The following is a 24,072-nucleotide window of genomic DNA, read 5'->3' as shown; positions in this document are numbered from 1 at the left end:
GTCAAGCGNCGGCGGAGCCCGGCCGGACAGTCACCCGAGGCGCCCGCCAGTCAGCCCCGTCCGCGCAACATCGAGTCGGCGCTGAATGCCCAGCCACCAGCAAACCGTCACCAAAGCCCGCCCCGGACGGGCGAAGCCAGGCCCGCCGACGGCGCGCAGCCGAGCCCACCGACGGCGCGCAGCCGAGCCCGCCGACGGCGCGGAGCCAGGCCCACTGACGGCGCGCAGCCGGGCCGCCCGGCCGAAGACAGCGCCCGTCGGCCCCCGGCCGGGACAGAGACACGCGGTCAAGCGGCGGCGGAGCCCGGCCGGACAGTCACCCGAGGCGCCCGCCAGTCAGCCTCGTCCGCGCAACATCGAGTCGGCGCTGAATGCCCAGCCCACCAGCAGACCGTCACCAAAGCCCGCCCCGGACGGGCACAGCCAGGCCCGCCGACGGCGCGGGGTCAGGCCGCCCGGCCGACGGCGGCATACCCGGCGGCCTCCCACGGCTGCCCGGGCGTCAGCCCTTCAGCCGCCGGTCGCGCGAGGCATCCGTCGGCTCAGCCCCACCCACACGAAGGCCCCCACCACCAGACGCGCCGGTCGCCCGGGGTGCCCGCCGGCTCGGGTGCGGGCGGGAGGCTGTGTAGGCCAAAAGGGGACGTTCAGTGGACCGGCGGAAGAGCCGGGCCGGAGGCCCGGAGCCAAGCCCCTGGCGCGGGGCCGGGCCGCTCGGTCCTCGGTAGTGTCCGCCAGGGCCCCTCCCGCTGCTGCCCGGGCGTCAGCCCCTCCGGCGCGGACGATCGCGCGCAAGACCTGTCGGCCCGGCCCCCGCCCTGGCGGCGCGGCTCAGTCGTGCCACGCCCCCAGTTCGTCCAGGCGGGTCTGGAGCGCCTCGAAGAGGCCTGGTGGGGCCGCGATCGTCAGGGCCGGGGAGAGGGGCTCTCCGGGGCGGCCGCCGGTCAGGGCGCCCGCCTCCCGGGCGATCAGGTCGCCCGCCGCGTAGTCCCAGGGGTTCAGCCCCCGCTCGTAGTACGCGTCCAGACGGCCCGCCGCCACATCGCACAGGTCGATCGCGGCGGAGCCGCCCCGGCGGATGTCCCGTACCTCGGGGATCAGCCGCCGGACCACCTCGGCCTGCTGCGCCTTGCGCTCGACGCGATAGCCGAAGCCGGTGCCCACCAGGGCGAGGCCCAGCTCGGCCGGGGGGCGCACGCGCACGGGGTGGTCGTTCAGGAACGCGCCCTCGCCCAGGACGGCCCGGAAGATCTCATCGCGCATGGGCGCGTGGACCACCCCGACGAGAGTCTCCCCGTCCTTGCGGGCGGCGATGGAGATCGCCCAGCTGGGCAGCCCGTACAGGTAGTTGACGGTTCCGTCGATCGGGTCGATCACCCACTCGACACCGCTGGTGCCCTCGACGCTGGCCCCCTCCTCGCCGAGGAGGCCGTCGTCCGGCCGGCGGTCTGACAGCAGCCCCGTGATCAGCTTCTCGGCGGCGATGTCCATCTCGGTGACGACGTCGATGGCACTGGACTTGGTGGCGGCCACCCCGAGGTCATCGGGGCGCCCGTCGCGCAGGAAGGCGCCCGCGCGGGTCGCGGCCTCCAGCGCGATCTCCAGGAGCTCGGCCTTCAGGCGGGCGGACGGCTCGGACTGCTCGGTCACGGTGCTCCTCACGCGTAGGGACTGTCGGCGCCCGCGGCGGCGGGCTTGGGGGCGCGGGCGGGGCAGCAGCCCACGGGGCAGAGGTTGTGGCTCGGGCCCAGCGTGCCGAGGGCGCACGGGGTCACCTGCTGCCCGCGCTCGGTAGCCGCGCGCTCGACGACCAGGTCACGGATCGCGGCGGCGAACCGCGGGTCGGATCCCACGGTGGCCGAGCGCCGGACCGGGAGCCCGAGCTCCTCGGCCTTCGCCTTGGCCTCGGTGTCGAGGTCGTACAGGACCTCCATGTGGTCCGAGACGAACCCGATGGGCGCCATCACGACCGCCGGGACCCCGGCGCCGTGCAGCTCCTCGAGGTGGTCGCAGATGTCCGGCTCCAGCCACGGGATGTGCGGTGCGCCCGAGCGCGACTGGTAGACCAGCTGCCAGGGACGGTCCACGCCGGTCCGCTCGCGCACGGCGTCGGCGATCAGCTTCGCCACGTCCAGGTGCTGCTTCACGTACGCCCCGCCGTCCCCGTGGCCCTCGGCCGGGCCGGAGGTGTCCGCCGCGGTGTTCGGGATGGAGTGCGTGGTGAAGGCGATGTGGGCGCCGTCCCGGACGTCCTCGGGGAGGTCGGCGAGGGACTTCAGGACGCCCTCGGTCATCGGCTCCACGAAGCCGGGGTGGTTGAAGTAGTGCCGCAACTTGTCGACCCGCGGGAGTTCGAGGCCCTCGGCCTCCAGGGCGGCCAGGGCGCCCGCGAGGTCCTCGCGGTACTGACGGCAGCCGGAGTACGAGGCGTAGGCGCTGGTGGCGAGAACCAGGATGCGGCGGTGGCCGTCGGTGACCATCTCGCGCAGCGTGTCGGTCACATAGGGCGCCCAGTTGCGGTTGCCCCAGTAGACGGGCAGGCCCAGGCCGTGGTCGGCGAAGTCCTTGCGGAGGGCATCGAGGAGGGCGCGGTTCTGGCCGTTGATGGGGCTGACCCCGCCGAACAGGAAGTAGTGCTGCCCCACCTCCTTCAGGCGCTCCTTGGGGATGCCCCGGCCCCGCGTCACGTTCTCCAGGAACGGGACCACGTCGTCCGGGCCCTCCGGGCCTCCGAACGAGAGGAGCAGCAGGGCGTCGTAGGGGCTGGCATCAAGTGCGTCGGGCATGTCTACGATCCTGCCACCCGCCACCGACAGCGCTCTCGCCGCCCGCCCGTCCCCACGACGGTTCACCCAAGATCGACCGGAAGTTCGAGGAACCGTCATCAGCCGGTCGGCCCGGAAGCCGGATCACCGAACGCAGGGCCGCGGACCGCGGTCGACAACTGTCCGAACACTGGTGCGGACACACCGCACCGCATACATTAGGGTTGCCTAACTCGTAAGGTACATCACCGCACTTCACACCTTACCGGACGCATCGGAGACCCCGTGCCCAGTCCCTACCGCGCCCTGTTCGCCGCGCCCGGCTCCAAGGCGTTCTCAGCCGCGGGCTTCCTCGGCCGGATGCCGCTGTCGATGATGGGCATCGGCGTGGTGACGATGATCTCCCAGCTCACCGGGCGCTACGGGCTCGCGGGTGCCCTCTCGGCCACCATCGCCCTGTCCGCCGCCGCGATCGGACCGCAGATCTCACGCCTGGTGGACCGGCACGGGCAGCGGCGGGTGCTGCGCCCGGCGATGCTCGTAGCGCTGACCGCCGCCACGGGGCTGCTCCTGGCCGCGCACCTCGCCCGGCCGGACTGGGTGCTCTTCGGGTGCGCCGCGGGTATCGGCACGGTGCCGAGCCTCGGCGCGATGATCAGGGCCCGCTGGGCGGCCCTGTACCGGGACACCCCGCAGCTGCACACCGCGTACTCGTTCGAGTCGGTGGTCGACGAGGTCTGCTTCATCTTCGGACCGATCATCTCCATCGGTCTGTCCACGAGTTGGTTCCCGGAGGCAGGGCCCCTTCTCGCGGGCTGCTTCCTCGCGGCCGGAGTCTTCTGGCTGACGGCCCAGCGCGCCACCGAGCCCGAACCGCATCCGCGCGAGCGGCACACCGGCGGCTCCGCACTGCGCTCGCCCGGGCTGCAGGTCCTCGTGGCCACCTTCGTGGCGACCGGAACGATCTTCGGCGCGGTCGACGTGGTGACCGTCGCCTTCGCCGACGAGCGGGGTCACAAGGCGGCCGCGAGCGTCGTCCTGGCGCTGTACGCGGCGGGCTCGTGCGTCGCGGGCCTCGTCTTCGGGCTGCTGCGCTTCACGGGAGCGCCGGAACGCAGGTGGCTGCTGGGCATATGTGCCATGGCCGTGAGTATGATCCCCCTCCTACTGGTCGGAAACTTGCTGTTTCTGGCCGTGGCGCTGTTCGTTGCGGGCCTGTCCATCGCACCCACGATGATCACGACGATGGCCCTCATCGAACGGCACGTACCACGCGCGCACCTGACCGAGGGAATGACCTGGGTGTCCACCGGGCTGGCGGTCGGGGTCGCGCTCGGCTCCTCCGTGGCCGGCCGGGTGATCGACGCCGCCGGTGCGGGAGCCGGGTACGGGGTTCCGGCGCTGGCCGGGGCCGTCGCGGTCGCGGTCGGTTTCCTGGGGTATCGCCGGCTGAGCAGGCCGGCTCCGCAGCGGGGAGGGTCCGTTGAGCACCACAGTGAGCGGGAAGAGCGGCACGTGGCGTAACTGGGCGGGCAACGTCACCGCCCGGCCCGTACGGGAGGTCACCCCCGCCTCGGTGGAGGAGCTCTCCGCCGCCGTACGGAAGGCGGCCGAGGACGGCCTGAAGGTGAAGGCCGTCGGCACCGGACACTCCTTCACGGCAGCCGCCGCGACCGACGGTGTACTGATACGCCCTCAACTGCTGACCGGGATACGCAGGATCGATCGTGAGGCCGGCACGGTCACCGTTGAGGCGGGCACTCCGCTCAAGAGACTCAATGCCGCGCTCGCGCGCGAGGGACTGTCGCTCACGAACATGGGCGACATCATGGAGCAGACCGTCTCCGGCGCCACCAGCACCGGCACGCACGGCACCGGCCGCGACTCGGGCTCGATCGCCGCGCAGATCAAGGCCCTTGAACTGGTGACGGCGGACGGCTCGGTGCTCACGTGCTCCGAGAAGGAGAACCCGGACGTCTTCGCGGCCGCCCGCATCGGCATCGGCGCCCTGGGGATCGTCACGGCGATCACCTTCGCGGTGGAGCCGGTCTTCCTGCTCACGGCCCGCGAGGAACCGATGCCCTTCGAGAAGGTCCTCGACGAGTTCGACGAACACTGGGCCGAGAACGAGCACTTCGAGTTCTACTGGTTCCCGCACACCGGCAACACCAACACCAAGCGCAACAACCGCAGCGCCGGCCCCGAGAAGCCGGTCGGGCAGCTCAGCGGCTGGTTCGAGGACGAGTTCCTCTCCAACGGCGTCTTCCAGGTGGCCAACTTGGTCGGCCGCGCCGTGCCCGCCACCATCCCGACGATCGCCCGGATCTCCAGCCGCGCCCTGTCGGCCCGCACGTACACCGACATTCCCTACAAGGTCTTCACGTCTCCACGCCGGGTGCGCTTCGTCGAGATGGAGTACGCCGTCCCACGCGAGGCCCTGACGGAGACGCTGCGTGAACTCAAGGCCATGGTCGACAGGTCGAACCTGCGCATCAGCTTCCCCGTCGAGGTCCGCACCGCCCCGGCCGACGACATCACGCTCTCCACGGCGTCCGGCCGGGACAGCGCGTACGTCGCCGTACACATGTTCCGCGGTACGCCTTATCAGGCATACTTCACCGCCGCCGAGCGGATCTTCACCTCCCACGAGGGGCGTCCGCACTGGGGCAAGGTGCACACCCGCGACGCCGAGTACTTCTCCCAGGTCTATCCGCGCTTCGGGGAGTTCACCGCCCTGAGGGACCGTCTCGACCCGGACCGGCGCTTCGGCAACGACTACCTGCGCCGCGTACTGGGCTCGTAGAGGCGATCCGGCGCCCACGACAAGGGGGACGTACGACCGCACGAGGACGAGGACGGGGACCGGAGGCAGGTCCGCAACATTCGCTCCATTTCTGGTGGTTGAGTGAAGTACGCCACGTTTCATCGTCACGAAAACGACGCATCGGGCGACCAACTCGCCCCCCTTGCCAGAAGTTGGGCGGCGCGCCGATCCACGGACGTGGTCCGAATGGAGTACTGTTGCGAGCCCTGGGTCCGGTCTCCCGCCAGGGCGTCCAGGGCCTTTCTGGACCGCCGGGAGGGGGCTAGTTGCACAGGGTGACGGAGTTGGTCACTTAGCGTTGCGAATAGGTAACCGTGCCATAACGGCGATCCAGGGCCCGCGCCCGACACGCCGGGCAACTCGGCAAGGTTGTGGCAGGCTGCACCCGGGCAGGCCACACTCGACTAGCGGAAGCAGCGACGCACGTGACGTCGGCAGGCACCACCCGGGAGGTCCCCATGCCCGAACTGCGTGTCGTGGCCGTCTCCAATGACGGCACACGGCTGGTGCTGAAGGCTGCGGACAGCACGGAGTACACGCTTCCGATCGACGAACGGCTCCGCGCCGCCGTGCGCGGCGACCGTCCTCGCCTCGGCCAGATCGAGATCGAGGTGGAGAGCCATCTCCGCCCTCGAGACATCCAGGCTCGGATACGTGCCGGCGCATCGGCCGAAGAGGTCGCGCAGCTCGCCGGAATCCCCGTCGATCGCGTACGCCGCTTCGAGGGGCCCGTGCTGGCCGAGCGTGCCTTCATGGCCGAGCGGGCGCGCAAGACACCTGTGCGCCGGCCCGGCGAGAACACCGGCCCCCAGCTCGGCGAGGCCGTTCAGGAGCGGCTGCTGCTGCGCGGCGCCGAGAAGGACACGGTCCAGTGGGACTCCTGGCGCCGCGACGACGGCACCTGGGAGGTACTGCTGGTCTACCGGGTCGCGGGCGAACCGCACTCGGCGAGCTGGACGTACGACCCGCCGCGACGGCTCGTCCAGGCCGTCGACGACGAGGCGCGCATGCTGATCGGCGAGTCCGACGACCTCGCGGCGCCCGAGCCGAGCTACCCCTTCGTGCCGCGGATCGCACGTCTGCCGCGCGAGGGCAGGCTGGACCGCGTCCTGGAGCGGCAGGCGGAACGCCCCGTCCTGCCCGCACAGGCGCCGGAGCCCGCGGAGGAGAGCACCGGTGAGCGTGACTCGCTCACCAGTCTTCTGGAGGCGGTGCCGAGCTTCCGCGGCGACCTGGTGGTGCCCGAGCGGCCCGCGGAACCGCAGGAGGAGCCCGCCCAGGAACCCGAGGCGGAGGAGCCTCCCGCTCCCGCGGCCTCCGCAGGTTCCGCGTATGCGGACGTCCTCATGCCCCGCACGGTCGGCAGCCACCGCGACCGGCTGATCGGTGCGACGGACCGCCAGGCCGAGGCGGACGGCGTCCGTCCGGGCCGCAGGGCGGCGGTCCCGAGCTGGGACGAGATCGTGTTCGGGACTCGGCGCAAAAAGCAGGAGTAGGCAAAAGCAGCAGCAGTCGGAACATACGAGGCCGGGGTCCACACCGTGGTGTGGACCCCGGCCTCATGTTCACTGCAGGGTGTTCACTGCGGGTCGGGGCCGACCGCGACCGGGCGGCTGCCCTCCGCCGACCACTCCGACCACGACCCCACATAGAGCGCGGCCGGGATTCCCGCGATGGCGAGCGCCAGCACCTGATGGGCGGCGGAGACGCCCGATCCGCAGTACACGCCGACCTCGGTGCCCTCCGTGGCGCCCAGCGACTTGAACCGGTCGGCGAGTTCGGCGGCGGGCAGGAAGTGCCCTGTTCCGGTCACGTTCTCCGCCGTCGGTGCCGACACCGCACCCGGGATGTGCCCGCCCACGGGGTCGATGGGCTCGACCTCGCCCCGGTAGCGCTCGCCGGCCCGCGCATCCAGGAGCAGCCCCGTGCGGGCGAGCGCGGCGGCACCGTCGGCGTCCAGGAGCCGCAGCGCGCCCGATACGGGCCGGAAGTCACCGGCGGCGGGCTCCTCGGCCCCGGAGGTCAGCGGCCCGTCCCAGGCGGCCAGCCCGCCGTCGAGCACCCGCACGTCCGGGTGCCCCGCGAAGCGCAGCATCCACCATGCGCGTGCGGCGGCCCATCCCTGCCCACCGTCGTACACGACGACCGGCCGGTCCGAGGAGACTCCGGCGGCCCGCATGGCCGCGCCGAAGTGCTCCGGGTCGGGCAGCGGATGCCGTCCGGCCGGCCCCGGCGGACCGGCGAGATCGGCGTCCAGGTCCACGAAGACGGCACCCGGGATATGACCGGCCGCATGGGCGGCACGGCCGTCGAAGGGAGCGGCGCCGGCCGTCGTCGCGGCCGTCAGTTGCCAGCGGACGTCCAGGAGCGTCGGCGGCTGCGGTCCTGCCAACTCGCTCGCGAGTTCGGATGCGGAGATGATGGCCTTCATGGCCCCCATCCTTGCGCACGGGGTGGCCGCGTCGCCCAGGTCCGGCTACTCTGCTCCGCCGGACAGGTCCGATCACCCGGTGTACGGGGTCGGGCACATGCTGTACAGCCGATGGCCAGCGCGCCGCAATCACACCGAAACGGATACGAAACCCGACATCGGGCATCCTGCGGCCGTAGGGCGCCACGCCGCGGCGCGGCCGCAGCGCGGGGTGCGACCGACGGTGCGAGCATCGGCACGGAGCGTGCACATGCGCGTGCGCGGCACATGTGCACGCAGGCGGAAGCTGAACGGCCACCACGAGGGGCCGAGGAGAGAGTGACCATGACCGAGGCACGGGGGTCGGCGGGCCTGACCGGCACGACGCACGAGAGGCACGCGCCCGGCACACCGTGCTGGGTGAGTCTGATGGTGCACGGGATGGCCGCGACCCAGGAGTTCTACCAGGCGCTGTTCGGCTGGGAGTTCCGGCCGGGGCCGCAGCCCCTCGGGCCCTACGTGCGGGCCCTGCTGGACGGGTACGAGGTGGCGGGCATCGGCCAGCTGCCGCTGGACCGCCATCTGCCGATCGCGTGGACGCCGTACCTGGGGTCGGAGGACGTGGACGCGACCGCCGAGACGGTACGGAGCTGCGGCGGAACGGTGGGCGTCGGCCCCCTGGACGCGGCCGAGGCCGGGCGGCTGGCGATCGCCTGCGACCCGATGGGCGCGGTGTTCGGCATCTGGCAGGCGGCCGAACATCTCGGCACGGGCCTGACCGGCGTCCCCGGCACCCCGGTCTGGAACGAGTTGCTCACCTACGACACTGCGGGCGTCGCCAAGTTCTACCAGACCGTCTTCGGCTACGAGGAGGAGCCGGTCGTCTCCCCCGACTTCGACTACGTCACCCTGCACATCGAGGGCCGTCCGGTCGCCGGCATCCACGGCGTCGGTCACTGCCTGCCCCGTGACCGGGGGCCGCACTGGATGACGTACTTCCAGGTCGAGGACGCCGACGCCACGGCCGAGCGGGTCACCGAACTGGGCGGGCACGTCGTGCGCGAGGCGTGCAACACCGCCCTGGGCCGCATGGTCACGCTCGCGGACCCGGAGGGCGCGGCGTTCTCGGTGGTCAGCCCGCTCGACTGACCTTTCGGGTGAACCCGTGGGGCGTCAGGTGGACGACACCGGCAGGACGTCCTGGGGAGAGGGCCGCCGTGCGGGCCGTCGCGGCCGTCACACAGCGCCGGTGGTGGCGGCACGGGACCTCGTAGCCGATCTCGTCCGCGGACTGGTTGACGTCGCCGACGACCACCTGGGCGCCCTCGACCACCATCTCGCCACCGAGCGTGCGGGCATTGTGGGTGGCTCGGGCGCCGGTCCGCCGGCTCCACGAGGCGCTGCGAGCCGGGAAGAGCTCGGAGCGGAAGTCGGTGGTGACACCGAAGGCGTGAACGTCGAGGCCGAGGTCGTCGACCACTCGGGCCGGCTGGTCGATCTGCTCCGGCGCCAGGAACTGCGCCTCGTCCGCGATCACATGGTCCGCGCGCCCGCCCTGTGAGAGATGATCCGCCGCTACATCATCCGGCGGAACAAGCACGTCCAGGTGAAGCGCCTACGAAAAGTCGTCACCGGCGCCGGCGTTGCCGGATGCGGCATGGGTGGCAGAGGTGCGGCGGCCGCCTCGGCGGTCGGAGCTGCGGCCGCCGGTCCCGGCAGCGCCGCCCGTGGCTCCGCCGGCCGCCGCCCGTCGGCCGGATGCACGGACTCCCTTGCCGGAGGCAGCGCCGGTGGCCGCCCCGGCCGCGGACTGGCGGTCGGAACTGCGGCCGCCCGCCCCGACGGCACCGCCCGCGGTCCCGCCGGATCCCGCCCGCCGGGCAGAACCACGCCCGCCGGTCGCCGAGGCACCACCAGACGCTGCCGCACCGGCCGCGCCACGGCTCCCCGTCCCGGTGGCAGCACCTGTCGCCGCTTGGGCCCCGCCGCCGTTTCGGCGTCCGCGGCCGGATCGCCTGCCGGGCTCGGTGCCGGTTTTCCGGTCCGGGCGGGACGCCGTCGGTGCCGCCGGCTGGGGCACCTCGATGGTGACGGCCACGCCGGATGGCTCGCGGGCGCCGGTGATGGTGACCAGTTCCGTGTCGCTCGACGTGATGCGGGCCGTCCGGGGGCGGATGCCCGCGTCCGACATGAGCCGGGTGACGTCCCGTTTCTGGGCGGGCAGGACCAGCGTGACCACGCTGCCGGAGCCGCCGGCGCGGGCCGTGCGGCCGCCCCGGTGGAGGTAGTCCTTGTGATCGGTGGGGGGATCGACGTTCACGACGAGGTCGAGGTCGTCGATGTGTATGCCCCGGGCCGCGACGTTCGTCGCCACCAGCGCGGTGACCTGGCCGTTCTTGAACTGTTCCAGGGTGCGGTTGCGCTGCGGCTGGGAGCGGCCTCCGTGCAGTGCCGCCGCGCGGACACCGACGGCCAGCAGCCGCTTGGCGAGCCGGTCGGCGGACCTCTTGGTGTCGAGGAAGAGGATGACCCGGCCGTCACGGGCCGCGATGCGCGTGGTGACGGCCTTCTTGTCGGTCTCGTCCTGGACGTGGAGCACGTGGTGCTCCATGGTGGTCACCGCTCCCGCGGACGGGTCCACGGAGTGCACCACGGGGTCGGTCAAAAACCGCTGCACCAGGCGGTCGATGTTGTGGTCCAGGGTGGCCGAGAAGAGCATGCGCTGTCCGTCGGGCCGTACTTGCTGGATCAGCTTGGTGATCTGCGGCAGGAAGCCCATGTCGGTCATCTGGTCGGCTTCGTCCAGCACCGTGATGCGTACGCTGTCCAGCCTGCAGTCCCCGCGTTCCACGAGGTCGTTGAGCCTGCCGGGACTCGCCACGACTACCTCGGCGCCGCGCCGGAGCGCACCGGCCTGCTTGGTGATGGACAGCCCGCCGACCACGGTGGCCAGCCGGAGGTTCACGGCGGTCGCATAGGGGGTCAGCGCGTCCGTCACCTGCTGGGCGAGTTCACGGGTGGGCACCAGCACGAGGGCGAGGGGTGCCTTGGGCTCCGCGCGCAGTCCGGCCGTGCGGGCCAGGAGCGCCAGCCCGAACGCCAGGGTCTTGCCGGAGCCGGTGCGTCCCCGTCCCAGCAGGTCACGGCCGGCGAGCGAGTTGGGCAGGGTGGCGGCCTGGATGGGGAAGGGGGTGGTCACGCCTTGCGCAGTGAGGGTCTTCAGCAGCCCCGCGGGCATGTCCAGACCGGCGAAGTCCTCGATGGCGGGAAGTGCGGGTGTCGTGCTTTCCGGCAGCCGGAATTCCCTTGGTGACGACGGGGACGGTGGGGGTGACGAGGCGCGCCGGTTCGGCTTCTGGGGTCTGCGGGACATGCGGTTGTCTGCCTTCCTGGAAACAGCACAAACCGGGGTCCGCACCATGACGGTGCGGACCCCGGTGAGCGGATACGCGTCCGGCGATCAGGCGGGGCGGATGTTCTCCGCCTGCGGGCCCTTCTGGCCCTGCGTGACGTCGAAGGAGACCCGCTGGCCCTCCTGGAGCTCACGGAAGCCCTGGGTGGCGATGTTCGAGTAGTGCGCGAAGACGTCGGGGCCCCCGCCGTCCTGCTGGATGAAGCCGAAACCCTTTTCGGCGTTGAACCACTTCACGGTTCCCTGTGCCATGACCTTCTCCTTTTGTAGGCAGAGGCCCCATCCGGAGATGCCGGAAAACAAATATTGCGCCTGCAGGAGAAGCATTCCCGTCAGGCGCACATAGGTTCATGGGTACCACAACTGCAACATGGAGACCGTAGCACAGCCCGGCGGCCCGTGGTGGATCATCAAGGCGTGCGCCGGGGTTCCTCGGAGCCTTCGATGATCGTGACGTTCGCCTGGCCGCCGCCTACGTACACGCTCTGGAGCCCGAACCGGCCGTCGGCGACTCGCAACGGGTGGCCGAGGGCGATCGCTCCGCCGTTGACAGCTGCACGATGTCGGGCAGCGAGCCGGCGTCGTCGCCCTCCAGCCGAGGATGAGGTTGCCCGAGCGGACAAAGACGATCTCCTGGGTCCCGTGGTCGCCGGCTGCTTGACCGCGTCTGTCGGACTCGGTGCCGGACTCCAGCGAGAACCCGGGGGGACCTCGGAGCGATCGGGAGAATGGCCCTCAGCTGTGTTCCGGACGGTGCCCCGCCCCGGCCGAGGCCGGGGCGCTGGGGCCGCTGGAGTCTCAGCGGGTCAGACCGAGCAGCAGCGTGGCAGCGGCCAGCAGCAGGAACGGGTACTGCAGACCGAACGAGTAGTCGCGCACCCGGAGGTGGGTCGCGACTGCGGCGAGGAAGAACGCAACCAGACCGGCCGCCGCGGCCGTCCCCAGCGCCGGTATCCAAAACCCGGCCAGCAGTCCGAGTGCGGCGGCGGCCTTGGGGACCCCGAGGGCCGGCATCCAGGAGCGGGGCACACCCGCCTTGTCCATGCCGAGGGCGACCCGCTCGAAGCGGACGAAGTCGCAGCCGGCGGAGAAGGCGCTGTAGGAGATGGTCAGTACCGCGAGGACCACGTAGGCGGCGAACATGACGGCCTCCTGGTCAGTTCTGGAACGCGGCGGCGTGGTCGGCGGCCCACTGGGCATAGGTGCGGGCGGGGCGACCAAGGATGCGCTCCACCTCTCCCGTCACCAAGGCAGGCCGGCCGACCGTCCGCGCGAGATAGCTGAGCAGTGAGTCGATCGCGGCTTCGGGCACCCAGGAGTTCTGGGACAGCATGGCCTGCTTGGCCGCCTCGGGGGTGATTTCCTCGTAGCGCAGCGGACGGCCCAGCACCTGCCCGAGGATCTCCACCTGCTGCGCGGCAGTCAGCCCTTCAGGTCCTGTCAATGACGGTTTCTGGCCGATCAATTCGTCGTCCAAAAGCGCCCGCACCGCGACGGCAGCGAGATCCGCGTCGTCGATCGGGGCGGTGCTGGATCGCGCGTACGGGCCGCGCACCACGTCCGAAGCCTGCAATTGCGGCTTCCACTGCAACGCATTGGAAGCGAAGGCGCCGGGGCGCAGATGCGTCCACTCCGGGAACGCGGTCTCGACCGCCTCCTCCAGCTCCTGGTGGATCGCAGCAGTGCTGCCCCGCCCCGCGTCCGGGTCGTCTGCGACGACCAACGAGGAAAGGGTGACGCCCCTTCGGACGCCCGCCGCCCGCGCGCTGTCCAGCAGCGCCCCGGGACGCCCCTGGATCCCGGCGAGGTTGAGGAGGAGGGCGGTGACGCCGTCGAAGTCGGGCCGCGCGCTGTCGCACGCCTCGACACCGTCAGGGAAGCGGGTGGTGGCGGGTGTGCGGGTCAACGCGCGTACCTTCGCGCCCTTGGCGGCCAGCTCCGCGACGAGCGGGCGTCCAAGATTTCCGGTGGCTCCGGTGATCAGGATCATTGTCTTCCCTTTGTTCCTTCGGGTGTCTACTGGTCAGTTGATCCGAGTGAGCTTGTCGGGATTGGTGACGGCATAGATCTCCGACACCTGCTGCTCGTCCGGGGTGAGCTCGATGACCATGACGGCGAACGCGGATTCGCCCTTGACGAGCACGGCGGCGGGGTCGCCGTTGACCGTTCGGTAGCGAAGGTCGACGCCGGCCGGGGTACGGTCCGCGACGCCGGCGATCAGGCGGGCGACCTTGTCCCGGCCGTGCAGCGGGCGCAGGATCGTCTGCCGTACCTTGCCGCCGCCGTCGGTCCACAAGGTCACGTCCGGGGCGAGAACGTCCATGAGCGCGTTCAGATCGCCGCCGAGCGCCGCGGCCAGGAACCGTTCGGTCACCTGCTGCCGGACCCGTGGCTGCGCCGGATACCTCGGGCGGCGCTCGTGGACGTGTTTGCGGGCTCGCCGGGAGAGCTGGCGAACCGCCGACGGCGCGCGGTCGACGATCTCAGCGATCTCGGTGTGCTGGTAGCCGAAGACCTCGTGCAGCACGAATACCGCACGCTGCAGCGGGGTCAGTGTCTCCAGGACCACCAGCAGCGCCATCGACAGCGTCTCGGCTCGCACCACGGCCTCGGCCGCGTCACCGGGCTCCGAAGTTTCGGCCGCTGGAGCGCCGCCGGGCGGCGTCGTGATCAGCGGCTCCGGCAGCCAGGGACCGACATAGTGCTCCCGGCGACGGTTGATGCTCGCCTGGCGGGCCAGCGCCTGGTTGACCGCGATCCGCACCAGATAGGCCCGCACATTCGCGATCGGCTCCGCGGCCCCCTTCCGGCTGCGCGCCGCCCAGGCGAGCCAGGCGTCCTGCAGCACATCCTCGGTATCCGCGACGCTGCCCAGCAGGTTGTAGACGATCGAGAACAGCAGCTCGCGATGGGCGACGAACTCATCCGTCACCCGCTCGATGCCATCCACCTCGGACTCGGACATGGCGGCCTCTCCTGTTCGCTGCACGTGTCGCAAGCTATGAGCGAACCTGCAGCGCGGAGTGTGACGCCGACGCCGGGATGTGGCTCACGTCACTCGCGCAGCGGGGCTCAGCGCGGGAGCCGAAGCCCCTGGTCAGGGCGTGGGCAACCCCGCCGGAGCACCGCCACGGCGTCGTGAGGACAGTCGAGCAGGGCAGCGCTGAACCTGCTCCCCGGGGCGTGGGCCGCCGAGTCCGGTCTGCGCGGCGTGCGCGTCAACGCGGTCGAGCCGGGGCTGACGCGCACCGAAGCCCGGAGGAGGTCGCCGAGGCGATCGTCTTCCTCGCCGGTGACAGAGCGAACTTCGTACAGGGCGCCGTCCTGCCCGTCGATGGGGGCGTGTGGCGGTCCGAGCCGACCGCTTCCCGTGCGGCGCAGGTCTCGGAGGGCTGTGTGGTCCTGGCGCCGGTAGCGGCCCGGGGAGGTGCCGTAGGCGCGCTTGAACGCCTTGGCGAAGGCGAACTCAGAGACGTAGCCGACCTGTTCCGCCACGCGCTGGACGGGTCGGTCGTCGGCTCGCAGCAGTCCCGCCGCGGTCGTCATGCGCCACCAGGTCAGGTAGGCCAGCGGCGGGCTTCCGACCAGCGCGGTGAAGCGGCGGGCGAACGGCGAGCGGGACAGGCCCGCGACGGCGGCCAGGGACTGCACGGTCCAGGCGCGGCCGGGGTTTTGGTGGATGGCGCGGAGCGCGGCGCCGACCGCGGGGTCGTGCAGAGCCGCGGGCCAGCCCTGCGACGGCCGGCCGCCCACGTTCTGCTCGTCGTGCCAGGCGCGCAGCGTGTACAGCAGCAGCGTGTCCAGGAGCGCCGGGACGACGGCTGCGCTGCCCTCGCGGGGGCGGTCCAGCTCGGCGCCCAGGAGCTCGATGACGGCGCGTAGTTCGGGGTGGGCTCCCACGCGGGAGGACAGGTGCACCACCTCGGGGAGTTCGGCGAGCAGCGGGTGCCGTCGGTCCTGGTCGAGCAGATAGGCGCCGCACAGCAGGACGGTGGCCGCCGGGACGCCGTCCGGGGGCGGGGCCGGCTGCAGGGAGCCGGGGTCGGCCGCCTCGCGCAGCGGCGTCGCGGGGCCGTCGGCGAGTCCGTGGCTGGTGCCGTGGGGAAGCAGCGCGACGTCACCGACGCCGAGCCGGACGGGTTCGGCGCGCTGCGGAAACACCCAGCAGGAGCCCTGCAGCACGACGTGGAACCCGGCGCCGGCGAAGGGAGCGAAGCGGACGCCCCAGGGAGCGTTCCAGCGGGTGCGGGAGGAGTGGGGCCGCCCGGTGCGCATGGCGGTGACCGCGTCGCTCAGCACGTCCATGCCCCGACTGTAGCCCCGTACCCGAGGAGTTGGCGTCCCGCAGTGGGACTCGGAGCAGGACGATCAGGCATGGAGCCGGGACGATTGGGCATTCAGCGTCCTGGTGCATCGCTCATAGCGTGGCCGGCATGGAAAAGATCGCTGTGTATGGCGCGAGCGGTTTCACGGGACGACTGGTGGTCGCGGAACTGGCGCGCCGGGATGTTCCGGTCGTCCTGGTGGGCCGGGACGACAGACGGCTGCGGGTGGCCGCCGAGGGTGTGCCCCGCGCCGAGGTGCGGCGTGCCGGGGTCGAGGATTCCTCGGCGCTGGCGGCGGCGTTCGACGGCTGTGCCGCGGTGGTCAACTGCGTGGCACCGTTCGAGTTGTTCGGTGAACCGGTGGTACGGGCCGCCGTCGTCTCCGGCTGCCACTACGTCGACACCAACGGCGAACAGTCGTATCTGAAGCGGGTCTTCGACACCTTCGGCGAACCGGCGCGGCAGGCAGGCATCTGCGTGGTGCCCGCGCTCGCTGACGACGGCGGTCCGGGCGACCTGATCGCCCACCTCACCGCCGAGGCTCTCGGGCCACGCGCCGACCTGGCGGAACTGACGATCGCGGATCTGCGGCGGCCGGGCGCGGTCTCGCGCGGCACCGCTCGGACGGCCCTGGCCAACCGGGGACTGTGGGGCGGCGGGAGCGGGCTCGTGTGGGCGGACGGCGCCTGGCGCGACGGCGCCGCGCACGCGGCCGGTGACCGCGCGACGGTGCCGGTTCCCGAGGCGGCGGCCGAGGGCGAGGCGGGGGACATCAAGGTGGCGCCGTTCGCGCTGCCGGGCGTCATCACCGTGCCGCGGCATGTGCGGGCGGGACGGATCGACGCCGTGATGCGCGAAGAAGTGGTGCCACTCTTCGCGGCGGTCACCCGGGAACTGGTCGCCACCCTGCCCGAGGGGCCGGATCCGGCCGCGCGGCGTGCGTCGCGCTGGCTGATGGCCGCGTACGCCGTCGGCCGGGACGGACGGCGCGCGCAGGGCTCGGTGACGGGCTCGGACGGCTACGGCATGACGGCGGTGATCGCCGTGGAAGGGGTGCTGCGCCTGGTGGCCGGCGTACCGGCGGCCGGGGTGCTGGCACCGGCGCAGGTCTTCGATCCGGCGGACTTCCTGAGGGCACTGGAGCCCCACGGCACGCGATGGAGCGCGGGCGTGGACGACCGATGAGGGGACAGACGACCGATGAGGGGACACAGGGGGCAGTGATGCCTGTGAGGGCAAAGAGAGCCGCCTTCGTGGGGCCCTCGCCGCACTCCGGCGGATCATCGCGCTCCATGAGTGCCAACCGGAATGTGTCGCCGGCGCGCGGCGTGCACTGGGCGACGACCGTCGGCGGACATCCAGGCGGCAGCGTCGCCGACGCGCTGGACGGGATACCGGTGTACGCGGAAACCGAGAGGCTCTGCAGACCACGGCACGGTGGACCGCGTTCCGTTCAGCCGAACAACCTCAGTCGGAGGCCACTGGCAGAACGTCCGGCGAGAGCGCGCCGGCACGGGCAGAAGCGCTCGTCATACGGCGACGGTGATGACGCCGGCACAACACCTCATAGCCCAGCTCCCCGGCGGGGCCGCTCACGTCACCGACGACGACCTGCTCGCCCTCCACCACCATCTCGCCGCCCACCGTGCGGGCATTGTGCGTGGCACGCGCCCCGCACCAGCACATCGCCTCCACCTGAAGCGTCTCGATCCGGTCCGCCAGCTCGATCAGCCGCCGCGAGCCCGGGAAGAGCTTCGTCCGGAAGTCGGTGGTGATACCGAAGGAGAACACATCCAGGCCCAGGTCATCCACGACCCGCGCCAGCTGATCGATCTGCTCCGGCGCCAGGAACTGCGCCTCGTCCACGATCAAGTAGTCGGCCTTGCCGCCCTGCGACACCCGGTCGACGACATAGGCGTACAGATCCATGCCCGGCACTGCCTCGACCGCGTCGGTCACCAGACCGAGCCGTGAAGAGAGCTTCCCCTCCCCCGCACGATCATCCCGAGTGAAGATCAGACCCTGCAGTCCCCTCGCCGACCGGTTGTGCGCAATCTGTAGCGCCAGCGTCGACTTCCCGCAGTCCATCGTTCCGGAGAAGAACACCAGCTCGGACATGGGTGGTTGAGGCCTTTCGGAAAGGGCGAGGGGGCGTACGGGATTCTCACGAGCGTACTGGGCGCGCGGGTGCGCGCTGCGCTCAGGTGCGGACTTCCAGCAGGGGGACCAGCTGTTCCACGGGCGTCATCGACCCGTGGTTGCCGACCATCGCCGACTCCTTCTGCTCCCGCTCGGACGCGATGATGAGCACGTCGTCGCGGGCCGCCGCGACCACGTCGCCGATGCGCCCGTACACCCGCTCGTCGATGTGCGGGCCGAACCAGCCGGCCGCGATCGCCTCGTCCCGCGAGGCCACCCAGAACTGCTCGCCGAGCACCTCGCGCCAGCAGGTCAGTACGTCGTTCTCGGCGCCCGGGAGCGCGTAGACATGCCGCGCGCGCCCCTCACCGCCCAGCAGGGCGACCCCGGCCCGCAGCTCCCAGTCCTCGTCGAAGTCGATGCGGTGCTGCTCGTCGAACGGAATGTCGATCATGCCGTGGTCGGCGGTCACATACAGGGCCGTGCGCGGCGGCAACTGCTCGGCCAGGCGCTGGACGAGCCGGTCGACGTACATCAGCTGGCCGCGCCAGGCGTCCGAGTCGACGCCGAAGCGATGTCCGGCACCGTCGAGCTCGGCGTAGTACGTGTACACCAAGGAGCGGTCGCCGACGGCCAGTTGCTCGGCCGCGAGGTCCATACGGTCCTCGCCGGTGAGCCGCCCGTGGAACGTCCCGCCGCTGAGGGCGACCTTGGTCAGCGGGGTGTTCTCGAAGGCCGGAGAGGAGACCTGGGCGGTGTGCACACCGGCCTCGTGGGCCAGCTGGAACACGGTGGGGTACGGCTGCCAGACGCGCGGCGAGGTCCACGGATGCCAGCGGAGCTGGTTCATCAGCTCACCGGTCTCGGGATTGCGCGCGGTGTAGCCGGGCAGGCCGTGCGCGCCGGGCGGCAGGCCGGTGCCGACGGAGGCGAGCGAGGTCGCGGTGGTCGCCGGGTAGCCGGCGGTGATCGGGCGGCCGGTGCCGCCGCGGGAGGCCGCGAGGAGCGAGGTCATGAAGGGTGCCTCGCCCGGGTGCGCCTTCAGCTGCTCCCAGCCGAGTCCGTCGATCAGGAAGACACAGTTGCGGTCGGAAGGCGTCAGTTCCGATATGGCCACGGTCCGGCCCGGTACCCCCATGCCCGCGGCGAGGGTGGGCAGGAGGTCGGCCAGTGACCCGGTGCCGTACTCGGGGACGGGCGCGGAGCCTACGGCGAGCAGCTCCGGGTGGTCGTCCCAGGTGGGCAGCGCCATCAGTGGGTGACGTCCGCGGTCGCCTCGGAGAGGGACTGGGCGAAGGCGAGCGCCTGGCGCACCGTCTCCGGGCCGTCCCCCGCCTCGCTGACGCGGAGGCTGAGGTCGTCCGCCGTCGAGTTGCCCGTGTAGCCGTGGTCCGCCTCGCAGTTGGGGTCGCCACAGGCGGCGGGCTCCAGGTCGATACGGGAGACGGCGCCCCAGCCGATGGTCAGGACGACCTCGCGGGGCAGCGTGCCCGGCGTGTACGACTCCGGGTTGGCGACGACACGGCTGACGACGACCGACGAGATCCGGCCGAGCTTCACCGATTCCGTCGACGTCGTCGCATACGGCGTCGGGGAGGTGTCGTCCGCGGCCTGCTCGTCGGTGTGGCTGACGATGAAGCGGTTGCCGGTGAGGACCAGCACGGTCACGTGCCGGCGCACTTCGTTCGCGTCGAACGTGGTCTCCTGATGGACCAGGTACGACCGGATCGGCTCGCCGCCCACCGCGGCTTCCACCGCCTCGGCCACGAGAGCCGGGTAGTAGCCGCTGCGCTCGATCGCCGTGCGCAGCCCCTGGGTCGTCGTACTGGTCTTGGCCATGACGTCCATCCTAATCCGTGCACGAGGCCGGTCCGGGACAGTCAAGAGCATCCGGGCCGTTCGCACAGCAGGGACGTCACGCCTTCGTCCGTCCGCCCGTGGATCCGCGCGGCCGACGGCGGAAGGTGACATGACTGCCACCTTCCGCCGTATTCCGGGGCGCCTGCTTTACGGATTGCAGTGCGGGGGCGTGGTGGAGGTGTCGGGCTTGGTGCACAGAGGACCAAGGTCCGTGTTGGCGTCGGGGCGGGTGATGAAGGCCAGCGGGCCGGCCTGGTGCTCACCGTTGAACGGGGTGGGCGGGCCGTTGAAGCCGCAGGGCTGGGCGTCGGCCGGATTGTTGAACCAGAAGCCGACGTGGAAGGTGTTGGTCGGCTGCAGCGCGACCTCCGGATCGAACCCGAAGATCTGGTCGAGCAGGATCGTGCGGATCCTGACCTCGCCGTCGCCCCTGGAGTTCGTGTGGATGTCGGACTGATACCAGGCCAGACCGAAGTTGCGGAAGGCCGGGTTGGGGGCACCGTTCGCGAGCTGGTTGCTGTTCTGCACGGTGAACAGGTCGAAGTCGAGGTCGGGCTTGAAGCCCGTCAGGCGCAGCCTGAGCTCGTCGTTCAGTTTGCCGCGCTTCACCTCGGCGGTCACCCTCGGCTCACCGTTACTGCCGGACAGGCACTGCAGGAACGGCCGGTTGGGGAACAGATTGAACCTCGTCGTGACGTGGTCGCCCGGCCCGGGGGGCCGGGGCCCGGCTGCAGGCGATGCCGCGGAGGCCGAAGCGGCTCCTGATACGGCGAGGGCTGCGGCGCCCACGACGGAGAGGATGCTGCGGGTGAGCGATCGGCACGCCCTGGTGGTGCGGTGGTGGCGCATTACGGGGACTCCTTGTCTCGCGATCAAGCGAACACCGAGGAGGCAAATACCACTTTTGCCAATAAATCACCCATGCGTTCCACCAAACCGGCGATGCGACCGCCGTTCAGTACACCGGAAGCGTCCTCGGGCCGAGGTCGTCGCGGGCCGGCGGGGGCGCGAGGCGCACGGTGGCGCCGAGCACGCTCAGTCCACGCGGGGAGACGACGACGGGCTCCAGAGTGACCGCAACGACCTCCGGATGGTCGTCGGCCAGCCGTGACACGCGCAGCATCAGCTCTTCGAGGGCAGGTGTGTCGACAGGGGCGGAGCCGCGCCAGCCGAACAGGAGCGGAGCAGTCCGGATCGACCGGACCAGAGAGGTGGCGTCGCGGTCCGTGACCGGAATCAGTCGGTGCGCCGTGTCGCCGAGCAGCTGCGAGGCGGCCCCGGCGAGCCCGAACGACAGCACCGCCCCGGCCGCCGGGTCGATCACGGCCCGTACGACGGTGTCGACGCCGCGTGGCGCCATGCCCTGGACGACGGGCCGCAGCTCCTCCGGCTTTCCGAACAGCTCGGTCAACTCGGCGTACGCCCGCCGCAGTTGCTCCTCGTCGGCCAGATCCAGCCGTACGCCGCCCAGATCGGCGCGGTGCCGCAGGTGCGGAGCGGTGGCCTTGAGTGCCACCGGGTAGCCGATCGCGCGGGCGGCCTCGACGGCGGCCTCGGGAGTGGGCGCGGGCAGCGCCCTGCGCACATGGATGCCGTACCGCGTCAGCAGGTCGCAGGTCTCGTCCGTGCCGAGCGTCAGCCCCTGCCCCCGCGCGAGCAGCCCGTGGATCAGCTCGGCGGCGCCCTTCTCGTCGATGTCGTCGTACTCGGGCACCTTGCCGGGGTCGGCGGACTCGCGCCGCCACTGGGCGTACTTGACGGCTTCGGCGAGGGCCCGGACGGCACGTTCGGCGGCGGGGTAGGCGGGGATGAGGCGAGCCCCGGCGGGGGCCTCCACCGCAGTGGGCGGCCACGCCGCGGGGCGCGGGAGCTCGCTCCGCTGCGCCTGGGGTGACGTGCTGACGGCCGCGGACAGCGCCTCCGCGAGCCCGCCCAGTTCCACGTGCACCACCAGCACCGGCTTGGCCGGCGCGGCGGCTGCGGCCGACCCGAGCGCCTCGGCCAGCGCAGCGTCCCCCACCGAGGTCTCACCGAGCGCCGGTATCGCCGTCACGACCACGGCGTCGCACGAGTCGTCGGCCAGTGCCGCGGACAGCGCGCGGTGAAAGTCCTCGGCCGAAGCCCCCGTCGTGAGATCGAGCGGCGGCGAGGGCCGTAGGCCCTCCGTGAGGCACGCGTCGTACGTCAGCAGCCCCAGCGACTCGGAGTTGCCGAGGATCGCCACCCTCGGCCCCGCGGGCAGCGGCTGCCGGGCCAGCAGCAGCCCCGCGTCGACCAGTTCCGTGATCGTGTCCACCCGGATCACCCCGGCCTGCCGCAGCAGTGCGGACACCACGGCGTGCGGCAGCCGCGTGGCCCGTACGGCATGCCCCTGCGGGGCGCCGCCGTGCCGCGCGCCCTGCACCACGACCAGCGGCTTGGCCGCCGCCGTGCGCCGTGCGAGGCGGGTGAACTTGCGTGGGTTGCCGATGGTCTCCAGATACATCAGGGCGACGTCGGTGTCCTGGTCGTCGTACCAGTACTGGAGGACGTCGTTGCCCGACACGTCCGCCCGGTTCCCGGAGGAGACGAAGGTGGACACGCCCGTGACCCCGGTCACGCCTCCCCCGCGCCGCTGCAACCGCGACAGCAGCGCGATCCCGATGGCCCCGGACTGGGCGAACAGCCCTATGCGCCCCGGGCGCGGCATCTCGGGCGCGAGGGATGCGTTGAGCCGGACCTCCGGTGAGGTGTTGATGATCCCGAAGGCGTTCGGCCCGATGATCCGCATCCCGTACGACCGCGCCTGCCGCACCAGCTCCCGCTGCCGCTCCCGCCCCTCCGGCCCGCTCTCGGCGTATCCCGCGGAGACGACCACGAGCCCCTGCACTCCGTGCTCGCCGCATTCGGCGACGACTTCGGGGACGAGTTCCGCGGGGACCGCCACTACGGCGAGGTCGACCGGCTCTGCGATGCCACGGACGGAGCGGTGGGCGGGCACCCCGTCGAGCTCCTTCTGCCCTTCGGTGAACGCCCGGTTCACCGCGTACAGACGGCCGGTGTACCCGCCGTCCCGGAGGTTGTCGAGGATGCTGCGGCCCACTCCCCCGGGGGTGCGGCCCGCGCCGATCACGGCCACGGAACCGGGCGCGAGCAGCCGCTGCACGGAGCGCGCCTCGGCCCGCTGCTCCCGCGCGCGCTGCACGGCCACCGACCGGTCCGTGGGCTCCAGGCCGAACTCCAGGCGTACGACGCCGTCCTCGAAGCTGCGCTTCTGCTGGTACCCGGCGTCCGTGAACACCTTGATCATCTTGGTGTTGGCGGGCAGCACCTCGGCGGCGAACCGGCGGATGCCACGCTCACGGGCCACTGCCGCGATGTGTTCGAGGAGGGCCGACGCGACACCGCGCCCCTGGTGAGCGTCCTGCACGAGGAAGGCGACCTCGGCCTCGTCGGCAGGTGCGGAGGCGGGCATGCCGTCGGCACCGATCCGGTCATAGCGTACGGTTGCGATGAACTCGCCGCCGACCGTGGCCGCGAGTCCCACCCTGTCCACAAAGTCGTGGTGCGTGAAGCGGTGGACGTCCTTGGCGGACAGGCGAGGGTACGGCGCGAAGAAGCGATAGTACTTCGACTCGTCCGAGACCTGCTCGTAGAAGCTCACAAGGCGCTCGGCGTCATCAACGGTGATGGGCCTGATGCGCGCGGTGCCGCCGTCGCGCAGCACCACGTCGGCCTCCCAGTGGGCGGGGTACTCGTGCCGGTCCGACGCGGTCTGCATGGGCCCCAGAGTAAGGCTCGCGTCCGACAACGGCGCGAGGCAGGCTGAGGGGACCCGCGCCGAGCCCGCTTCGGGTCGGGACCGACGCCCTCTGCCGGGGGCGCTTCACATATGGAACACTGGTCTAGACAACCCTGAACACCTGAAGGGCAGCATCACATGGCTGAGCGCCGCGTCAACGTCGGCTGGGCCGAGGGCCTTCACGCCCGCCCCGCCTCCATCTTCGTCCGGGCCGCCACGGCCTCCGGCGTCCCCGTGACGATCGCCAAGGCGGGCGGCAACCCCGTCAACGCCGCGTCCATGCTGGCTGTTCTCGGCCTGGGTGCGCAGGGCGGCGAGGAGATCGTCCTCGCCTCCGACGCGGAGGGCGCGGACGCCGCGCTGGACCGTCTGGCCAAGCTGGTCGCCGAGGGGCTCGAGGAGCTCCCCGAGACCGTCTGACCCTTCGGGCACCACTGCACGGCGGAGCCGCGTCGGCCTTCATGGCGGGCGCGGCTCCGCCGCGTCCACAACCCTGCGGTGGGGCGGGGCCGGCCGGCCACCGGGCGCACACGCGCATTATTTTAAGCGCCGCGGC

19 protein-coding genes and 3 pseudogenes are annotated in these 24,072 nt (G+C 71.7%); 7 read left to right on the top strand and 15 right to left on the bottom strand.

The window, feature by feature from the left end; genetic code table 11:
- Nucleotides 1–831: 831 nt before the first annotated feature.
- Together ABT186_RS43270 and ABT186_RS43265 are read right to left on the bottom strand one after the other, a co-directional pair.
- On the bottom strand, nucleotides 832–1,650 hold the full coding sequence (locus tag ABT186_RS43270; RefSeq protein ID WP_351221743.1) for an inositol monophosphatase family protein: 819 nt from the start codon (nucleotides 1,648–1,650) through the stop codon (nucleotides 832–834).
- 8 nt (nucleotides 1,651–1,658) lie between these two features.
- The gene (locus ABT186_RS43265) at nucleotides 1,659–2,786 is read right to left on the bottom strand and encodes a ferrochelatase (RefSeq protein WP_351221742.1); all 1,128 of its coding nucleotides are present in this window, start codon (nucleotides 2,784–2,786) and stop codon (nucleotides 1,659–1,661) included.
- Between the two features lie 264 nt (nucleotides 2,787–3,050).
- Between ABT186_RS43265 and ABT186_RS43260 the strand changes: the two genes are divergently transcribed.
- The 3 genes from ABT186_RS43260 to sepH all read left to right on the top strand — a co-directional run bounded on the left by ABT186_RS43260 (nucleotide 3,051) and on the right by sepH (nucleotide 7,085).
- Nucleotides 3,051–4,289: an MFS transporter gene (locus tag ABT186_RS43260; RefSeq protein WP_351221741.1), complete on the top strand. Its 1,239-nt coding sequence runs from the start codon at nucleotides 3,051–3,053 to the stop codon at nucleotides 4,287–4,289.
- Nucleotides 4,249–5,568: a D-arabinono-1,4-lactone oxidase gene (locus ABT186_RS43255; protein ID WP_351221740.1), complete on the top strand. Its 1,320-nt coding sequence runs from the start codon at nucleotides 4,249–4,251 to the stop codon at nucleotides 5,566–5,568. Before ABT186_RS43260 ends, ABT186_RS43255 begins: the two co-directional genes overlap by 41 nt.
- A 479-nt stretch (nucleotides 5,569–6,047) precedes the next feature.
- Nucleotides 6,048–7,085: a septation protein SepH gene (gene sepH / locus ABT186_RS43250; protein WP_351221739.1), complete on the top strand. Its 1,038-nt coding sequence runs from the start codon at nucleotides 6,048–6,050 to the stop codon at nucleotides 7,083–7,085.
- An 83-nt stretch (nucleotides 7,086–7,168) separates the two neighbouring features.
- On the opposite strand, the gene ABT186_RS43245 is transcribed toward sepH, so the two are convergent.
- Nucleotides 7,169–8,020 carry a sulfurtransferase gene (locus ABT186_RS43245; protein WP_351221738.1) on the bottom strand — a complete coding sequence of 284 codons (852 nt, stop codon included), beginning with the start codon at nucleotides 8,018–8,020 and terminating at the stop codon, nucleotides 7,169–7,171.
- 324 nt (nucleotides 8,021–8,344) lie between these two features.
- Here ABT186_RS43245 and ABT186_RS43240 point away from each other — a divergent pair, with 324 nt between their 5' ends.
- Nucleotides 8,345–9,148, top strand: a complete 804-nt coding sequence (locus tag ABT186_RS43240) for a VOC family protein (RefSeq protein WP_351221737.1) — start codon at nucleotides 8,345–8,347, stop codon at nucleotides 9,146–9,148.
- Nucleotides 9,149–9,172: 24 nt separating this feature from the next.
- Here ABT186_RS43240 and ABT186_RS43235 read toward each other — a convergent pair.
- The 6 genes and pseudogenes from ABT186_RS43235 to sigJ all read right to left on the bottom strand — a co-directional run.
- Nucleotides 9,173–9,569: pseudogene (locus ABT186_RS43235) on the bottom strand (thymidine kinase); the annotation flags it as partial.
- Between the two features lie 45 nt (nucleotides 9,570–9,614).
- Nucleotides 9,615–11,372 (bottom strand): DEAD/DEAH box helicase, encoded by a 1,758-nt coding sequence (locus ABT186_RS43230; RefSeq protein WP_351929816.1) that lies wholly within the window; start codon nucleotides 11,370–11,372, stop codon nucleotides 9,615–9,617.
- Nucleotides 11,373–11,459: 87 nt separating this feature from the next.
- Nucleotides 11,460–11,663, bottom strand: coding sequence for a cold-shock protein (locus ABT186_RS43225; protein ID WP_329510745.1), 204 nt, complete (start codon nucleotides 11,661–11,663; stop codon nucleotides 11,460–11,462).
- 546 nt (nucleotides 11,664–12,209) lie between these two features.
- Complete coding sequence (locus ABT186_RS43220) at nucleotides 12,210–12,554, bottom strand: DoxX family protein (protein WP_351221735.1); 345 nt, start codon at nucleotides 12,552–12,554, stop codon at nucleotides 12,210–12,212.
- A gap of 13 nt (nucleotides 12,555–12,567) precedes the next feature.
- Entirely contained in the window at nucleotides 12,568–13,401 is an 834-nt protein-coding gene (locus tag ABT186_RS43215; protein WP_351221734.1) for an NmrA family NAD(P)-binding protein, read from the bottom strand.
- Between the two features lie 33 nt (nucleotides 13,402–13,434).
- The gene (gene sigJ / locus ABT186_RS43210; protein ID WP_351221733.1) at nucleotides 13,435–14,376 is read right to left on the bottom strand and encodes an RNA polymerase sigma factor SigJ; all 942 of its coding nucleotides are present in this window, start codon (nucleotides 14,374–14,376) and stop codon (nucleotides 13,435–13,437) included.
- Nucleotides 14,377–14,453: 77 nt separating this feature from the next.
- Here sigJ and ABT186_RS43205 point away from each other — a divergent pair.
- Nucleotides 14,454–14,696, top strand: a pseudogene (locus ABT186_RS43205) (hypothetical protein); the annotation flags it as partial.
- Between the two features lie 117 nt (nucleotides 14,697–14,813).
- Here ABT186_RS43205 and ABT186_RS43200 read toward each other — a convergent pair.
- A pseudogene (locus ABT186_RS43200) lies at nucleotides 14,814–15,716 on the bottom strand (AraC family transcriptional regulator); the annotation flags it as partial.
- Nucleotides 15,717–15,844: 128 nt separating this feature from the next.
- On the opposite strand from ABT186_RS43200, the gene ABT186_RS43195 reads away from it, so the two are divergent.
- Nucleotides 15,845–16,921 (top strand): saccharopine dehydrogenase family protein, encoded by a 1,077-nt coding sequence (locus ABT186_RS43195; RefSeq protein ID WP_351929814.1) that lies wholly within the window; start codon nucleotides 15,845–15,847, stop codon nucleotides 16,919–16,921.
- 282 nt (nucleotides 16,922–17,203) lie between these two features.
- Here the strand turns inward: ABT186_RS43195 and ABT186_RS43190 are convergent, their stop codons facing one another.
- The 5 genes from ABT186_RS43190 to ABT186_RS43170 all read right to left on the bottom strand — a co-directional run bounded on the left by ABT186_RS43190 (nucleotide 17,204) and on the right by ABT186_RS43170 (nucleotide 23,495).
- Nucleotides 17,204–17,854, bottom strand: a complete 651-nt coding sequence (locus ABT186_RS43190; RefSeq protein WP_351221730.1) for a thymidine kinase — start codon at nucleotides 17,852–17,854, stop codon at nucleotides 17,204–17,206.
- Between the two features lie 82 nt (nucleotides 17,855–17,936).
- The gene (locus ABT186_RS43185; protein WP_351221729.1) at nucleotides 17,937–19,127 is read right to left on the bottom strand and encodes an alkaline phosphatase family protein; all 1,191 of its coding nucleotides are present in this window, start codon (nucleotides 19,125–19,127) and stop codon (nucleotides 17,937–17,939) included.
- Nucleotides 19,127–19,723 carry a DUF5998 family protein gene (locus ABT186_RS43180; protein ID WP_351221728.1) on the bottom strand — a complete coding sequence of 199 codons (597 nt, stop codon included), beginning with the start codon at nucleotides 19,721–19,723 and terminating at the stop codon, nucleotides 19,127–19,129. The genes ABT186_RS43185 and ABT186_RS43180 overlap by 1 nt, the downstream gene beginning before the upstream one ends.
- A gap of 159 nt (nucleotides 19,724–19,882) precedes the next feature.
- Nucleotides 19,883–20,584: a hypothetical protein gene (locus ABT186_RS43175; RefSeq protein ID WP_351221727.1), complete on the bottom strand. Its 702-nt coding sequence runs from the start codon at nucleotides 20,582–20,584 to the stop codon at nucleotides 19,883–19,885.
- 106 nt (nucleotides 20,585–20,690) lie between these two features.
- Nucleotides 20,691–23,495, bottom strand: coding sequence for a bifunctional acetate--CoA ligase family protein/GNAT family N-acetyltransferase (locus ABT186_RS43170; RefSeq protein WP_351221726.1), 2,805 nt, complete (start codon nucleotides 23,493–23,495; stop codon nucleotides 20,691–20,693).
- A gap of 159 nt (nucleotides 23,496–23,654) precedes the next feature.
- Here ABT186_RS43170 and ABT186_RS43165 point away from each other — a divergent pair, with 159 nt between their 5' ends.
- On the top strand, nucleotides 23,655–23,936 hold the full coding sequence (locus ABT186_RS43165) for an HPr family phosphocarrier protein (RefSeq protein WP_031075909.1): 282 nt from the start codon (nucleotides 23,655–23,657) through the stop codon (nucleotides 23,934–23,936).
- Nucleotides 23,937–24,072: the final 136 nt, after the last annotated feature.

The organism is Streptomyces sp. NPDC001634 (assembly GCF_040298185.1).
In the GTDB taxonomy this organism is placed as follows: Bacteria; Actinomycetota; Actinomycetes; order Streptomycetales; family Streptomycetaceae; genus Streptomyces.
This window is presented reverse-complemented; position numbering and strand designations above follow the sequence as displayed.